At 67.1% G+C, this 16,118-nt stretch carries 9 protein-coding genes; 8 read left to right on the top strand and 1 reads right to left on the bottom strand.

Features of this window, described 5'->3' with window-relative positions:
- Positions 1 to 567: 567 nt before the first annotated feature.
- On the top strand, positions 568 to 4,053 hold the full coding sequence (rpoB, locus tag ACZ6B1_RS09165; RefSeq protein ID WP_468776394.1) for a DNA-directed RNA polymerase subunit beta: 3,486 nt from the start codon (positions 568 to 570) through the stop codon (positions 4,051 to 4,053).
- 102 nt (positions 4,054 to 4,155) lie between these two features.
- Complete coding sequence (locus ACZ6B1_RS09170; protein ID WP_468776396.1) at positions 4,156 to 8,055, top strand: DNA-directed RNA polymerase subunit beta'; 3,900 nt, start codon at positions 4,156 to 4,158, stop codon at positions 8,053 to 8,055.
- Positions 8,056 to 8,132: 77 nt separating this feature from the next.
- On the opposite strand, the gene ACZ6B1_RS09175 is transcribed toward ACZ6B1_RS09170, so the two are convergent.
- Complete coding sequence (locus ACZ6B1_RS09175; RefSeq protein WP_468776399.1) at positions 8,133 to 9,410, bottom strand: hypothetical protein; 1,278 nt, start codon at positions 9,408 to 9,410, stop codon at positions 8,133 to 8,135.
- Positions 9,411 to 9,557: 147 nt separating this feature from the next.
- On the opposite strand from ACZ6B1_RS09175, the gene ACZ6B1_RS09180 reads away from it, so the two are divergent.
- The 6 genes from ACZ6B1_RS09180 to ACZ6B1_RS09205 all read left to right on the top strand — a co-directional run bounded on the left by ACZ6B1_RS09180 (position 9,558) and on the right by ACZ6B1_RS09205 (position 16,048).
- Entirely contained in the window at positions 9,558 to 10,532 is a 975-nt protein-coding gene (locus tag ACZ6B1_RS09180; protein ID WP_468776401.1) for a glycosyltransferase family 2 protein, read from the top strand.
- A 262-nt stretch (positions 10,533 to 10,794) separates the two neighbouring features.
- Positions 10,795 to 11,166: a 30S ribosomal protein S12 gene (gene rpsL / locus ACZ6B1_RS09185; protein WP_003948652.1), complete on the top strand. Its 372-nt coding sequence runs from the start codon at positions 10,795 to 10,797 to the stop codon at positions 11,164 to 11,166.
- Between the two features lie 2 nt (positions 11,167 to 11,168).
- Positions 11,169 to 11,639: a 30S ribosomal protein S7 gene (gene rpsG, locus ACZ6B1_RS09190; protein ID WP_003992340.1), complete on the top strand. Its 471-nt coding sequence runs from the start codon at positions 11,169 to 11,171 to the stop codon at positions 11,637 to 11,639.
- A gap of 39 nt (positions 11,640 to 11,678) precedes the next feature.
- Positions 11,679 to 13,805 (top strand): elongation factor G, encoded by a 2,127-nt coding sequence (gene fusA, locus ACZ6B1_RS09195; RefSeq protein WP_468776403.1) that lies wholly within the window; start codon positions 11,679 to 11,681, stop codon positions 13,803 to 13,805.
- Positions 13,806 to 13,961: 156 nt separating this feature from the next.
- Positions 13,962 to 15,155 (top strand): elongation factor Tu, encoded by a 1,194-nt coding sequence (gene tuf, locus ACZ6B1_RS09200; protein ID WP_365120963.1) that lies wholly within the window; start codon positions 13,962 to 13,964, stop codon positions 15,153 to 15,155.
- Between the two features lie 143 nt (positions 15,156 to 15,298).
- On the top strand, positions 15,299 to 16,048 hold the full coding sequence (locus tag ACZ6B1_RS09205; RefSeq protein WP_468776405.1) for a hypothetical protein: 750 nt from the start codon (positions 15,299 to 15,301) through the stop codon (positions 16,046 to 16,048).
- Positions 16,049 to 16,118 lie beyond the last annotated feature (70 nt).

Consider the following 16,118-nt stretch of genomic DNA (forward strand, 5'->3'; position numbering starts at 1 on the left):
CTTCCGGGTTCCCGTAACCCGGCTGCGCGCAGTCTGCGGCCTCAAGGGGCTGTAACGCGAACGCACCGAAGAGCGATCATCCATCCGGGTGGTCGCTCTTCGGCGTCTCCGGAGGGCGGCCTCGGTTGCCTTGCGCTCGCCACGGCGAGGGGTATGGTGATCTTCGTTCTGTCTCCGGACGGCCTCGTTTGGGCTGGGGGGCCTTGACGAACCGCACGCAGCGCGCAATTCTCAGGACGCGTCGTCACAAGGATCCGAATCCGAGGCATGGATCGACGGCGAAGAGGGCAGTATCAACGTGCGTTGAGGGCAGACATGCCGAGGGCGTTGACGACGAAGGCGTTGAGCACGACGAGGGTCTCGAAAAACCCGAGCTGGACATCAGTGTGCCAAGTGGCTACACTGACCCTTTGCGCTGCCTGTTAGCTTCCCCTGCCCGTCACCAGGGGTCTGCCCTCACTCGAGCACCGATGACCGAAGCTCCCCTGACCTGGGGTTTCCGTCTCTGTGTCTGGGAGAGGGGCCGGTACGCGCGTAGTGAGTCCGAGCCCTCGGAAGGACCCCCTCTTGGCCGCCTCGCGCAACGCCTCGACCGCGAATACGAACAACGGCGCAAGCACCGCCCCGCTGCGCATCTCCTTTGCAAAGATCAAGGAGCCTCTCGAGGTTCCGAACCTGCTCGCGCTGCAGACCGAGAGCTTCGACTGGCTGCTCGGCAACACCGCTTGGCAGAGTCGGGTCGAGGAGGCTCTTGAGAACGGTCAGGACGTCCCCACCAAGTCCGGTCTGGAGGAGATCTTCGAGGAGATCTCCCCGATCGAGGACTTCTCCGGGTCGATGTCCCTGACGTTCCGGGACCACCGCTTCGAGCCGCCGAAGAACTCCATCGACGAGTGCAAGGAGCGCGACTTCACGTACGCGGCCCCGCTCTTCGTCACCGCCGAGTTCACCAACAACGAGACCGGTGAGATCAAGTCCCAGACGGTCTTCATGGGCGACTTCCCGCTCATGACGAACAAGGGCACTTTCGTCATCAACGGCACCGAGCGTGTCGTGGTGTCGCAGCTGGTCCGTTCCCCCGGTGTCTACTTCGACTCCTCCATCGACAAGACGTCCGACAAGGACATCTTCTCCGCCAAGATCATCCCGTCCCGGGGTGCCTGGCTGGAGATGGAGATCGACAAGCGTGACATGGTCGGTGTCCGCATCGACCGCAAGCGCAAGCAGTCGGTCACCGTACTGCTGAAGGCGCTCGGCTGGACGACCGAGCAGATCCTCGAGGAGTTCGGCGAGTACGAGTCGATGCGCGCCACCCTGGAGAAGGACCACACCCAGGGCCAGGACGACGCGCTGCTGGACATCTACCGCAAGCTGCGTCCGGGCGAGCCCCCCACGCGTGAGGCCGCGCAGACGCTGCTCGAGAACCTCTACTTCAACCCCAAGCGCTACGACCTCGCCAAGGTCGGCCGCTACAAGGTCAACAAGAAGCTGGGTGCGGACGCCCCACTGGACGCGGGTGTCCTGACCGTCGAGGACGTCATCTCGACGATCAAGTACCTGGTGAAGCTGCACGCCGGCGAGACCGAGACCTCCGGTGACAACGGTGGCACGATCGTCGTCGAGACCGACGACATCGACCACTTCGGCAACCGTCGTCTGCGCAGCGTCGGCGAGCTGATCCAGAACCAGGTCCGTACGGGTCTCGCCCGTATGGAGCGCGTCGTGCGCGAGCGCATGACGACCCAGGACGTCGAGGCGATCACGCCGCAGACCCTGATCAACATCCGGCCGGTCGTCGCCTCCATCAAGGAGTTCTTCGGCACCAGCCAGCTGTCGCAGTTCATGGACCAGAACAACCCGCTGTCGGGTCTCACCCACAAGCGCCGTCTGTCGGCTCTTGGCCCGGGTGGTCTCTCCCGTGAGCGGGCCGGCTTCGAGGTCCGTGACGTGCACCCGTCGCACTACGGCCGCATGTGCCCGATCGAGACGCCCGAAGGCCCGAACATCGGTCTGATCGGCTCGCTCGCCTCCTACGGCCGGGTCAACGCGTTCGGTTTCGTCGAGACGCCGTACCGCAAGGTCGTCGACGGTCAGGTCACCGACGAGGTGGACTACCTGACGGCCGACGAAGAGGACCGGTTCGTCATCGCGCAGGCCAACGCCACGCTCTCGGACGACATGCGGTTCGCCGAGAACCGCGTCCTGGTCCGCCGCCGTGGCGGTGAGGTCGACTACGTCGCCGGTGACGACGTGGACTACATGGACGTCTCGCCGCGCCAGATGGTGTCGGTCGCGACCGCCATGATCCCGTTCCTCGAGCACGACGACGCCAACCGTGCCCTCATGGGCGCGAACATGATGCGTCAGGCCGTGCCGCTGATTAAGTCCGAGTCCCCCCTCGTCGGCACCGGCATGGAGTACCGCTCCGCGGTCGACGCCGGCGACGTGGTCAAGGCCGAGAAGGACGGTGTGGTCCAGGAGGTCTCCGCGGACTACATCACCACCGCCAACGACGACGGCACGTACATCACGTACCGCCTGGCCAAGTTCTCCCGGTCCAACCAGGGCACCTCGGTCAACCAGAAGGTCATCGTCAACGAGGGCGACCGGATCATCACGGGCCAGGTGCTCGCCGACGGCCCGGCCACCCAGAACGGCGAGATGGCCCTCGGCAAGAACCTGCTCGTGGCGTTCATGCCGTGGGAGGGTCACAACTACGAGGACGCGATCATCCTGTCGCAGCGCCTCGTGCAGGACGACGTCCTCTCCTCGATCCACATCGAGGAGCACGAGGTCGACGCCCGTGACACCAAGCTCGGCCCCGAGGAGATCACCCGGGACATCCCGAACGTCTCCGAGGAGGTCCTCGCCGACCTCGACGAGCGCGGCATCATCCGCATCGGTGCCGAGGTCATCGCCGGTGACATCCTCGTCGGCAAGGTCACGCCGAAGGGTGAGACCGAGCTGACCCCCGAGGAGCGCCTGCTGCGCGCGATCTTCGGTGAGAAGGCCCGTGAGGTCCGTGACACCTCGCTGAAGGTGCCGCACGGCGAGACCGGCAAGGTCATCGGCGTGCGCGTCTTCGACCGCGAGGAGGGCGACGAGCTTCCGCCCGGTGTGAACCAGCTGGTGCGCGTCTACGTCGCGCAGAAGCGCAAGATCACCGACGGTGACAAGCTCGCCGGCCGTCACGGCAACAAGGGTGTCATCTCCAAGATCCTGCCGATCGAGGACATGCCGTTCCTGGAGGACGGCACCCCGGTCGACATCATCCTCAACCCGCTGGGTGTGCCGTCCCGAATGAACCCGGGACAGGTCCTGGAGATCCACCTCGGCTGGCTCGCCAGCCGCGGCTGGGACGTCTCCGGCCTCGCGGAGGAGTGGGCGCAGCGCCTCCAGGTGATCGGCGCCGACTCCGTCGCCCCCGGCACCAACGTCGCGACCCCGGTCTTCGACGGTGCGCGTGAGGACGAGCTCGCGGGTCTGCTCCAGCACACCATCCCCAACCGCGACGGCGAGCGCATGGTGCTCCCGACCGGTAAGGCGCGGCTGTTCGACGGCCGTAGCGGTGAGCCGTTCCCGGACCCGATCTCCGTCGGCTACATGTACATCCTCAAGCTGCACCACCTGGTCGACGACAAGCTGCACGCCCGCTCGACCGGTCCGTACAGCATGATCACCCAGCAGCCGCTGGGTGGTAAGGCCCAGTTCGGTGGCCAGCGCTTCGGTGAGATGGAGGTGTGGGCGCTGGAGGCTTACGGCGCCGCCTACGCCCTCCAGGAGCTGCTGACCATCAAGTCCGACGACGTCACCGGCCGCGTGAAGGTCTACGAGGCCATCGTCAAGGGCGAGAACATCCCCGAGCCCGGCATCCCCGAGTCCTTCAAGGTGCTCATCAAGGAGATGCAGTCGCTCTGCCTGAACGTGGAGGTGCTGTCCAGCGACGGTATGTCCATCGAGATGCGCGACACCGACGAGGATGTCTTCCGCGCCGCGGAGGAGCTCGGCATCGACCTGTCCCGGCGCGAGCCGAGCAGCGTCGAAGAGGTCTGACGGGAGTCCGGTAGGGGCCTCGCCACCGTGTGAGGCCCCCGCCGACCCCCAGGCCCCCGTTTCAGACCACAGACTTACGACCCTGAGAGGGATTGACGCATAGTGCTCGACGTCAACTTCTTCGACGAGCTCCGGATCGGCCTGGCCACCGCTGACGACATCCGTCAGTGGAGCCACGGCGAGGTCAAGAAGCCCGAGACCATCAACTACCGCACCCTCAAGCCCGAGAAGGACGGACTCTTCTGCGAGAAGATCTTCGGTCCGACCCGGGACTGGGAGTGCTACTGCGGCAAGTACAAGCGCGTCCGCTTCAAGGGCATCATCTGCGAGCGCTGTGGCGTCGAGGTCACGCGCGCCAAGGTGCGCCGTGAGCGGATGGGCCACATCGAGCTGGCCGCGCCGGTCACGCACATCTGGTACTTCAAGGGTGTCCCCTCGCGCCTCGGCTACCTGCTGGACCTGGCGCCGAAGGACCTCGAGAAGGTCATCTACTTCGCGGCGTACATGATCACGTACGTCGACGAGGAGCGTCGTACCCGCGACCTGCCCTCCCTGGAGGCGCACGTCTCGGTCGAGCGCCAGCAGGTCGAGAACCGCCGCGACGCCGACCTCGAGGCCCGCGCCAAGAAGCTCGAGACCGACCTGGCCGAGCTCGAGGCCGAGGGTGCCAAGGCCGACGTGCGCCGCAAGGTGCGCGAGGGTGCCGAGCGTGAGATGAAGCAGCTGCGCGACCGTGCGCAGCGCGAGATCGACCGCCTCGACGAGGTGTGGACCCGGTTCAAGAACCTCAAGGTCCAGGACCTCGAGGGCGACGAGCTGCTCTACCGCGAGCTCCGCGACCGCTTCGGCACGTACTTCGACGGCTCGATGGGTGCCGCGGCGCTGCAGAAGCGCCTGGAGTCCTTCGACCTCGACGAGGAGGCCGAGAGGCTCCGCGAGATCATCCGTACCGGCAAGGGCCAGAAGAAGACCCGTGCGCTCAAGCGCCTGAAGGTCGTCTCCGCGTTCCTGCAGACCTCGAACAGCCCCAAGGGCATGGTCCTGGACTGTGTCCCGGTCATCCCGCCGGACCTGCGTCCGATGGTGCAGCTCGACGGTGGCCGCTTCGCGACCTCCGACCTGAACGACCTGTACCGCCGTGTGATCAACCGGAACAACCGTCTGAAGAGGCTCCTGGACCTCGGTGCCCCGGAGATCATCGTCAACAACGAGAAGCGCATGCTTCAGGAGGCTGTTGACGCCCTCTTTGACAACGGCCGTCGTGGCCGTCCGGTCACCGGCCCCGGCAACCGCCCGCTGAAGTCCCTCAGCGACATGCTGAAGGGCAAGCAGGGTCGTTTCCGTCAGAACCTGCTCGGCAAGCGAGTCGACTACTCGGCGCGCTCCGTCATCGTCGTCGGCCCGCAGCTCAAGCTGCACCAGTGCGGTCTGCCCAAGGCCATGGCGCTGGAGCTCTTCAAGCCGTTCGTGATGAAGCGCCTGGTCGACCTGAACCACGCGCAGAACATCAAGAGCGCCAAGCGCATGGTGGAGCGCGGCCGCACGGTCGTGTACGACGTCCTCGAAGAGGTCATCGCCGAGCACCCGGTTCTGCTGAACCGTGCTCCCACCCTGCACCGCCTCGGCATCCAGGCCTTCGAGCCGCAGCTGGTCGAGGGCAAGGCCATCCAGATCCACCCGCTCGTCTGCACCGCGTTCAACGCGGACTTCGACGGTGACCAGATGGCCGTGCACCTGCCGCTGTCCGCGGAGGCGCAGGCCGAGGCCCGCATCCTGATGCTGTCCTCGAACAACATCCTCAAGCCGGCCGACGGCCGTCCGGTGACGATGCCGACCCAGGACATGGTCCTCGGTCTGTTCTTCCTCACCACCGACGGCGAGCTGCGTGACACCAAGGGCGAGGGCCGCGCGTTCGGCTCCACGGCCGAGGCGATCATGGCCTTCGACGCCGGTGAGCTCGCGCTGCAGTCGCCGATCGACATCCGCTTCCCGGTGGGCACCATCCCGCCGCGCGGCTGGACCCCGCCGGCGCGCGAGGAGGGCGAGCCCGAGTGGCAGCAGGGGGACTCGTTCCGCCTGCGCACCACCCTGGGCCGCGCGCTCTTCAACGAGCTGCTGCCCGAGGACTACCCGTTCGTCGACTACTCGGTGGGCAAGAAGCAGCTCTCCGAGATCGTCAACGACCTGGCCGAGCGCTACCCCAAGGTCATCGTGGCGGCGACGCTCGACAACCTGAAGGCGGCCGGCTTCTTCTGGGCGACCCGTTCCGGTGTCACCGTGGCCATCTCCGACGTCGTCGTTCCCGAGGCGAAGAAGGAGATCGTCCGCGGCTATGAGGCGCAGGACGAGAAGGTCCAGAAGCAGTACGAGCGCGGTCTGATCACCAAGGAAGAGCGCACTCAGGAGCTCATCGCGATCTGGACCAAGGCGACCAACGAGGTCGCCGAGGCGATGAACGAGAACTTCCCCAAGACGAACCCCATCTTCATGATGGTTGACTCGGGTGCCCGAGGAAACATGATGCAGATGCGGCAGATCGCCGGTATGCGTGGTCTGGTGTCGAACGCGAAGAACGAGACCATCCCGCGTCCGATCAAGGCGTCCTTCCGCGAGGGCCTGTCCGTGCTGGAGTACTTCATCTCCACGCACGGTGCCCGTAAGGGTCTGGCGGACACCGCCCTGCGTACCGCCGACTCGGGTTACCTGACCCGTCGTCTGGTGGACGTCTCCCAGGACGTCATCATCCGCGAGGAGGACTGCGGCACCGAGCGCGGTCTGAAGCTGCGGATCGCCAACCGCGGCGCCGACGGTGTGCTGCGCAAGGCGGACGACGTCGAGACCAGCGTCTACGCCCGCATGCTCGCCGAGGACGTCGTCATCGACGGCAAGGTGATCGCGCCGGCCAACGTGGACCTGGGCGACGTGCTCATCGACCAGCTCGTGCACCACGGCATCGAGGAGGTCAAGACCCGCTCGATCCTGACCTGCGAGTCGCACGTCGGCACCTGCGCCATGTGCTACGGCCGTTCGCTGGCCACCGGCAAGCTGGTCGACATCGGTGAGGCGGTCGGCATCATCGCCGCCCAGTCCATCGGTGAGCCCGGTACCCAGCTGACGATGCGTACCTTCCACACCGGTGGTGTGGCCGGTGACGACATCACCCAGGGTCTGCCCCGTGTCGTCGAGCTCTTCGAGGCCCGTACCCCGAAGGGTGTCGCCCCGATCTCCGAGGCCAACGGCCGCGTGCGGATCGAGGAGACCGAGAAGACCAAGAAGATCGTCGTCACCCCGGACGACGGCAGCGACGAGACGGCGTTCCCGATCTCGAAGCGTGCCAAGGTCCTGGTCAAGGAGGGCGACCACGTCGAGGTGGGCCAGCAGCTCACCGTGGGTGCCACCAACCCGCACGACGTGCTGCGCATCCTGGGTCAGCGTGCCGTCCAGGTCCACCTGGTCGGCGAGGTCCAGAAGGTCTACAACTCGCAGGGTGTGTCGATCCACGACAAGCACATCGAGATCATCATCCGGCAGATGCTGCGCCGTGTGACGATCATCGAGTCGGGCGACGCCGAGCTGCTGCCCGGCGAGCTGGTCGAGCGCTCGAAGTTCGAGACCGAGAACCGTCGTGTGGTCCAGGAGGGCGGTCACCCGGCCTCCGGTCGTCCGCAGCTGATGGGTATCACCAAGGCCTCGCTGGCGACGGAGTCCTGGCTGTCGGCCGCCTCCTTCCAGGAGACGACCCGAGTCCTGACGGATGCGGCGATCAACGCCAAGTCCGACAGCCTCATCGGCCTCAAGGAGAACGTCATCATCGGTAAGCTCATCCCGGCCGGTACGGGTCTGTCCCGCTACCGCAACATCCGGGTGGAGCCCACCGAGGAGGCCAAGGCCGCGATGTACTCGGCCGTCGGCTACGACGACATCGACTACTCGCCGTTCGGCACCGGCTCCGGCCAGGCCGTTCCGCTGGAGGACTACGACTACGGTCCGTACAACCAGTGAGTGGTTGACATGAACTGAAGGGCGGTCACCCCGGTCCGGGGTGACCGCCCTTCGGCGTTTCCGTGGACGCCTTCCGCCTACGGGATGCCCAGTTCGAAGATCACGTAGTGCGCGTACCAGCCCGACGCCACCGCCGTCGTCGTGAAGAAGACGGCCAGGCCGGGCCACTTGAGGCGGCTCAGGGCGGCCGCCGGCGCCAGGAGCAGCGGGAAGGAGGGCAGCAGATAGCGGGAGGTGTTGCCGAACATCTGCTGGGTGCCCAGGACGGTGATGATGCCGGCCAGGGTGTAGGCGACCAGCACCAGCGGCGGTCTGCGGCGCAGCATCAGCGCGATCAGGAAGGGCAGCGCGATGACGAGCTGGACGCCGAGCAGATCGGGCGTGGAGAAGGCGAAGAGGTAGTCGTTGTGCCCGACGGCGACGTTGCCGAGGACGTCCGCCGTGTAGGCGCCCCAGTCGAAGTAGTGCGCCCAGCCCTCGCGCTGGAGCGTGAAGTAGGCGGTGAGGTCGCCCATGCTCCACCCGACCCAGGCGACGTAGGTGAGCAGGCCGAGCGGCGCCGCGATCATCGCGAAGACCGGCTGGGCCACCCCGTGCTCACGCCGGCCGTCCCGCCGCAGGACGGTGACCAGGGCGGCCAGCCCCACCGCGCCGATGAGGGCCGCCGAGGTGGGCCGGTTCAGGCCTGCCAGGAAGGCGAGCAGGCCCGCGGCGACCCAGCGGCCCCGCATCACGTTGTAGCAGGTCCAGGCCGCGATGGCGACGAACAGGGACTCCGAGTACACGGCCCACTCGACGCCCGCCCCGGGGACGACGGCCCACAGCCCGGCGGCGATGGTGCCGGCCCGTACCCCGGCCAGGGCCGAGACCACCGCGTAGATGCCGGCCGCCGCCACCAGGGAGGCCAGGACCGACACGAGGATCCCGGAGCCGTACAGGCCGAGCCCGGTGGTCTCCGAGACGGTGCGGATCAGCCCGGGGTACAGCGGGAAGAACGCGACCGAGTTCTGCTTGACGGTGAAGAGCCCGCCGCCGGGCAGCGGCTCCAGCGGCTTCGGGTGGTACCCGTGCCCTGCGACCTGCAGATACCACCAGCCGTCCCAGGTGGACAGCACGTCCCACCAGTGGGCGCCGCCGCCGAACCGCGGGTCCTTCCTCCGGTAGTCGCCCGCATGCTCCAGCAGGCAGGCGAATATGGTGAGGCCCACGAGCTTCGTGACGCAGTACAGGACGAGTGGAGCCACGTACGGCCGCGCACCCGGCGGCAGCGTGAGCCGGCGACTCGGGCGCGGAGTGCCGGACTGTTCCCCGGGCAGGACGGTGTCCGCCTCGATGTCGCCGGAAGCCGTGCTCATCCCTGCGGTCTCCCCCCTCGGCCGACCGCCGGGGCCGGAGGGGTTCCGCAGCCCGGGGGGTCGTGAAGTGTCAGTCACAAGATCACACAAGGATCACTTGTGTGTGGCCAAAGCGTCGCATGTGCGGGGCGAAGGGGGGAGAAGCGGGTGACCGGTGGAGTGGACCCGGCGATCGAGCTGTCCGTCGTCGTACCCATGTTCAACGAGGCCGAGGCGCTGCCCGCCCTCGTCAGCCGGCTGCGCCCGGTCCTGGAGGGCCTCGGCGTGCCGTACGAGCTGGTCGCCGTGGACGACGGCAGCATCGACGGGACCGGCGAGCTGCTCGCGGCCTTCCGGCTCGGCTGGCCGGAGCTGCGGGTGATCGGCCTGCGCCGCAACTCGGGGCATCAGGCGGCCCTGACCGCCGGCCTCGACCGGGCCGTCGGCGCGTACGTGGTCAGCCTCGACGCGGATCTGCAGGACCCGCCCGAGAAGATCCCCGACATGCTGGCCCTGGCCCGCGCGGAGGGGCTCGACATCGTCTACGGCATCCGCGCCGACCGGGCCAGCGACACCGGCTTCAAGCGGTGGACCGCCGGGCTGTACTACCGGCTGGTGCGCCGCCTCGCCGGCCCCTCCGTGCCCGCGCAGGCGGGCGACTTCCGGCTGCTCAGCCGGGCCGCCGTGGAGGCGCTGAAGGCGCTGCCGGACCAGCAGCGGGTGTACCGGCTGTTGGTGCCCTGGCTGGGCTTCCCCAGCGGCCGGGTGACCTACGAGCGCGCCCCGCGCACGGCGGGCCGCAGCAAGTACCCGCTGGGCCGGATGATCCGGCTGGCCGTCGACAGCGTCACGGGTTTCTCGGCGGCCCCGCTGCGGCTGGCCACCTGGCTCGGCGGCTTCGCCTTCCTGGTCTGCCTCGGGCTGATGGTGTACACGCTCTCCGCCCACGTCCTGGACCACACCGTCCCGGGCTGGACCTCGCTGTTCACCGGGGTGCTCTTCATCGGCGCGGTGCAGCTGATCTGCGTGGGGCTACTGGGGGAGTACGTGGCCCGCATATACACGGCCATACAGAACCGGCCGACGTACTTCGTGGGCCACGACACGGCGGAGCAGGCCGAGGAGACGACGTCGCGCCGCTGATCCTTAGGGCCCTCCGAGCACCGGTCCTGCGGCCTTTGTTTTGACCGGAGTGGGTGCGGTAGGTACGCTCAGACCTTGTGCCTGGGGTGTGCCCTGGCTTTCGTGCGTGCCTTCAACCGCGCGCGGAGCGGACACCGGCCACCGTAATCCGTGCCTTTCCCGTCTTGCGGCGGAAGCGCGGCGGATTCGACACACCCGACCGCGTGGGTCGGAGATGTTCCAGGTTAGCTGTACTCATCGGCACACAGAAACCGGAGAAGTAGTGCCTACGATCCAGCAGCTGGTCCGTAAGGGCCGGCAGGACAAGGTCGAGAAGAACAAGACGCCCGCACTCGAGGGTTCCCCTCAGCGTCGTGGCGTCTGCACGCGTGTGTTCACGACCACCCCGAAGAAGCCGAACTCGGCCCTCCGCAAGGTCGCGCGTGTGCGTCTGACCAGCGGCATCGAGGTCACCGCTTACATTCCGGGTGAGGGACACAACCTGCAGGAGCACTCCATCGTGCTCGTGCGCGGCGGCCGTGTGAAGGACCTGCCGGGTGTTCGCTACAAGATCATCCGCGGCTCGCTCGACACCCAGGGTGTCAAGAACCGCAAGCAGGCTCGCAGCCGTTACGGCGCCAAGAAGGAGAAGTAAGAATGCCTCGTAAGGGCCCCGCCCCGAAGCGCCCGGTCATCATCGACCCGGTCTACGGTTCTCCTCTGGTGACCTCCCTGATCAACAAGGTGCTGCTGAACGGCAAGCGCTCCACCGCCGAGCGCATCGTCTACGGTGCCATGGAGGGTCTGCGTGAGAAGACGGGCAACGACCCGATCATCACGCTGAAGCGCGCGCTGGAGAACATCAAGCCGACCCTCGAGGTCAAGTCCCGCCGTGTCGGTGGCGCCACCTACCAGGTGCCGATCGAGGTCAAGCCCGGTCGCGCCAACACGCTGGCGCTCCGCTGGCTGGTCGGTTACTCCCGCGCCCGTCGCGAGAAGACCATGACCGAGCGCCTGCTCAACGAGCTTCTCGACGCCTCCAACGGCCTGGGTGCCGCTGTGAAGAAGCGCGAGGACACGCACAAGATGGCCGAGTCCAACAAGGCCTTCGCGCACTACCGCTGGTAGTCGCTACCCACATCGAGACCGAGAGAAGACTGAAGCCTTATGGCTACCACTTCACTTGACCTGGCCAAGGTCCGCAACATTGGGATCATGGCCCACATCGACGCGGGCAAGACGACCACCACCGAGCGGATCCTGTTCTACACCGGTGTGTCCTACAAGATCGGTGAGGTCCACGACGGCGCTGCCACCATGGACTGGATGGAGCAGGAGCAGGAGCGTGGCATCACGATCACCTCTGCTGCCACCACCTGTCACTGGCCGCTCGAGGACGTCGATCACACCATCAACATCATCGACACCCCGGGTCACGTCGACTTCACCGTCGAGGTGGAGCGCTCCCTGCGCGTGCTCGACGGTGCCGTGACGGTGTTCGACGGCGTCGCCGGTGTCGAGCCCCAGTCCGAGACGGTGTGGCGTCAGGCGGACCGCTACGGCGTCCCGCGTATCTGCTTCGTCAACAAGCTCGACCGGACCGGTGCCGAGTTCCACCGCTGCGTCGACATGATCACTGACCGCCTGGGCGCTCAGCCGATCGTGATGCAGCTGCCGATCGGTGCCGAGGCCGACTTCAAGGGCGTCATCGACCTCGTGACGATGAAGGCCCTGGTCTGGTCCGCCGAGGCCACCAAGGGCGAGATGTACGACACCGTCGACATCCCGGACACGCACGCCGAGGCTGCCGAGGAGTACCGCGGCAAGCTGCTCGAGGCCGTGGCCGAGAACGACGAAGAGATCATGGAGCTGTACCTGGAGGGCCAGGAGCCCACCGTGGAGCAGCTGTACGCCGCGATCCGTCGTATCACCATCGCGTCCGGCAAGGGCACCGGCACCACCGTGACCCCGGTGTTCTGCGGTACCGCGTTCAAGAACAAGGGCGTCCAGCCCCTGCTCGACGCCGTCGTCCGCTACCTGCCGTCGCCGGTTGACATCGAGGCCATCGAGGGCCACGACGTCAAGGACCCCGAGGTCGTCGTCAAGCGCAAGCCGTCCGACGACGAGCCGCTGTCCGCGCTGGCGTTCAAGATCATGAGCGACCCGCACCTCGGCAAGCTCACCTTCGTCCGGGTCTACTCGGGCCGCCTGGAGTCCGGCACCTCGGTGCTGAACTCCGTCAAGGGCAAGAAGGAGCGCATCGGCAAGATCTACCGCATGCACGCCAACAAGCGTGAGGAGATCGAGTCGGTGGGCGCCGGCGACATCGTCGCCGTCATGGGCCTGAAGCAGACCACCACCGGTGAGACGCTGTCCGACGACAAGAACCCGGTCATCCTGGAGTCCATGGACTTCCCGGCGCCGGTCATCCAGGTCGCCATCGAGCCCAAGTCGAAGGGTGACCAGGAGAAGCTGGGCGTCGCGATCCAGCGCCTGGCCGAGGAGGACCCGTCCTTCCAGGTCCACTCGGACGAGGAGACCGGCCAGACCATCATCGGTGGTATGGGCGAGCTGCACCTCGAGGTGCTGGTCGACCGTATGCGCCGTGAGTTCAAGGTCGAGGCCAACGTCGGCAAGCCGCAGGTGGCCTACCGCGAGACGATCCGCAAGGCCGTCGAGCGCGTCGACTACACCCACAAGAAGCAGACCGGTGGTACCGGTCAGTTCGCGAAGGTGCAGATCGGCATCGAGCCGCTCGAGGGTGGCGACACCTCGTACGAGTTCGTGAACAAGGTGACCGGTGGTCGTATCCCGAAGGAGTACATCCCTTCGGTCGACGCCGGTGCGCAGGAGGCCATGCAGTTCGGCATCCTCGCCGGTTACGAGATGACCGGCGTGCGCGTCATCCTCCACGACGGCGCCTACCACGAGGTCGACTCCTCCGAGCTCGCCTTCAAGATCGCCGGCTCGCAGGCCTTCAAGGAGGCCGCGCGCAAGGCCAGCCCCGTGCTGCTCGAGCCGATGATGGCCGTCGAGGTCACCACGCCCGAGGACTACATGGGTGAGGTCATCGGCGACATCAACTCCCGCCGTGGCCAGATCCAGGCCATGGAGGAGCGGGCCGGTGCCCGCGTCGTGAAGGGCCTCGTGCCCCTTTCGGAGATGTTCGGCTACGTCGGCGACCTCCGCAGCAAGACGTCGGGTCGCGCGAGCTACTCGATGCAGTTCGACTCCTACGCCGAGGTTCCGCGGAACGTCGCCGAGGAGATCATCGCGAAGGCCAAGGGCGAGTAACGCACCGCGTTCCCACGCTTTAGGCTTGACTCCGGAGCCTCAAGGGGCAAACAACCGCAAACGTGGATGTCTGCCCCGGGTTCCGGGACTTAACAGCAAAGATCACCTGGCGCCGATGAAGTAAGGCGTACAGAACCACTCCACAGGAGGACCCCAGTGGCGAAGGCGAAGTTCGAGCGGACTAAGCCGCACGTCAACATCGGCACCATCGGTCACATCGACCACGGTAAGACGACCCTCACGGCCGCCATTACCAAGGTGCTGCACGACGCGTACCCGGACCTGAACGAGGCCACCGCGTTTGACAACATCGACAAGGCGCCCGAGGAGCGTCAGCGCGGTATCACCATCTCCATCGCGCACGTCGAGTACCAGACCGAGGCGCGTCACTACGCCCACGTCGACTGCCCGGGTCACGCGGACTACATCAAGAACATGATCACCGGTGCCGCGCAGATGGACGGCGCGATCCTGGTGGTCGCCGCCACCGACGGCCCGATGCCGCAGACCAAGGAGCACGTGCTCCTGGCCCGCCAGGTCGGCGTTCCGTACATCGTCGTCGCCCTGAACAAGGCCGACATGGTGGACGACGAGGAGATCCTGGAGCTCGTCGAGCTCGAGGTCCGTGAGCTCCTCTCCGAGTACGAGTTCCCGGGCGACGACCTGCCGGTCGTCAAGGTCTCCGCGCTGAAGGCGCTGGAGGGCGACCCCGCGTGGACCCAGAGCGTCCTCGACCTGATGACGGCCGTCGACGAGAACATCCCGCAGCCCGAGCGTGACGTCGACAAGCCGTTCCTCATGCCGATCGAGGACGTCTTCACGATCACCGGTCGCGGTACGGTCGTCACCGGCCGTATCGAGCGTGGTGTCCTCAAGGTCAACGAGACCGTCGACATCGTGGGCATCAAGAACGAGAAGACCACCACCACGGTCACCGGCATCGAGATGTTCCGCAAGCTGCTCGACGAGGGCCAGGCCGGTGAGAACGTCGGTCTGCTGCTTCGCGGCATCAAGCGCGAGGACGTCGAGCGCGGCCAGGTCATCATCAAGCCGGGCTCGGTCACCCCGCACACCGAGTTCGAGGCGCAGGCCTACATCCTGTCCAAGGACGAGGGTGGCCGCCACACGCCGTTCTTCAACAACTACCGTCCGCAGTTCTACTTCCGTACGACGGACGTGACCGGCGTCGTGACCCTCCCCGAGGGCACCGAGATGGTCATGCCGGGTGACAACACCGAGATGAAGGTGGAGCTCATCCAGCCCGTCGCCATGGAAGAGGGCCTGAAGTTCGCCATCCGTGAGGGTGGCCGGACCGTGGGCGCCGGCCAGGTCACCAAGATCAACAAGTGATCTTGGACTGACTCGGCCCGGTCTCTGACCTGGTAGCTGTCGGAGAGGCCCGTACGACTTCGGTCGTGCGGGCCTCTTCGCCGTCTCCGGCCGTATGATCATGCGACCGGACCGCCCGGTCGGCTGTCGCGGAGGTGGGTGCCGTGCTCGACAAGGTGCGGGCGGTGGTTCCCTGGCTGGCCGTCGCCGCGGTGGTGATCGCCATGGGCTACCAGCAGGGACTGTTCACACTGGTCGGGCGCCTCGCCCCGGGGCCGGCGAAAGCCGTGGCCCTGCCCGGGGGCGGCGTCTCCGACGGCGACAGGTGTGGAACCAAGGGCTACCACCGCTTCCGGCTGCCCGCGGACGCGGTCACCCCACCGCCTGGGAACGAGCCGCCGGCCGGCCCCCGGCTCGTCCTCGGCGCCTACGGGTACGAACAGGGGCCCCGCACCCCCGCCCGCTTCACCATCGACCTCCGTCTCGTCCCCGGCGGGAAGCAGGCCCTCGAGCTGTCCCGGACCCTCGGCCCGGACGGCGTGGTGGTGGAGATCGAGGGCCCGGACGGACTGGTCGGCGGCGCGCACGGCCTGCCGGTCACCTGGCGTGAACCCGCCGGGACGGCCCCCGGCCACAGGGTGCGCGTCGGTGCCCCCAGCGGCGAGAGCGCCGAGGTCGTGCTCCCCGTGCGGGCCCTGTGTCCCGGGCAGGAGGGGGCCGAGGTCATGAAGAAGCTGCAGGCGCCGATCGACTCCCACAACACCATCACCGGCCAGCCGCCCTACACCCTGACGGTCTCCTTCTCCGACCCCGGCGTCGGCAGGCTCCGCGCGTCGCTGGGCTCGCCGGACCGCGGGGACGTGCTCGGCGCCGGCAACCTCGTCCCCCTGGAGCCGGAGACCGGCCGCCCCTGAGGCGCGGAGGCGGCACGCCCGGCCGGTGTCCGTGACGAAAGGGCTACGAGGTGACGGCGACCGCGAACCT

It is taken from the genome of Streptomyces sp. NPDC041129 (assembly GCF_055592265.1).

Excerpts from the sequence above, each read along its gene's own strand:
- fusA (WP_468776403.1), top strand. The coding sequence starts at position 11,679 with ATGGCTACCACTTCACTTGACCTGGCCAAGGTCCGCAACATTGGGATC.
- ACZ6B1_RS09175 (WP_468776399.1), bottom strand. The coding sequence starts at position 9,410 with ATGAGCACGGCTTCCGGCGACATCGAGGCGGACACCGTCCTGCCCGGG.
- rpsG (WP_003992340.1), top strand. The coding sequence starts at position 11,169 with ATGCCTCGTAAGGGCCCCGCCCCGAAGCGCCCGGTCATCATCGACCCG.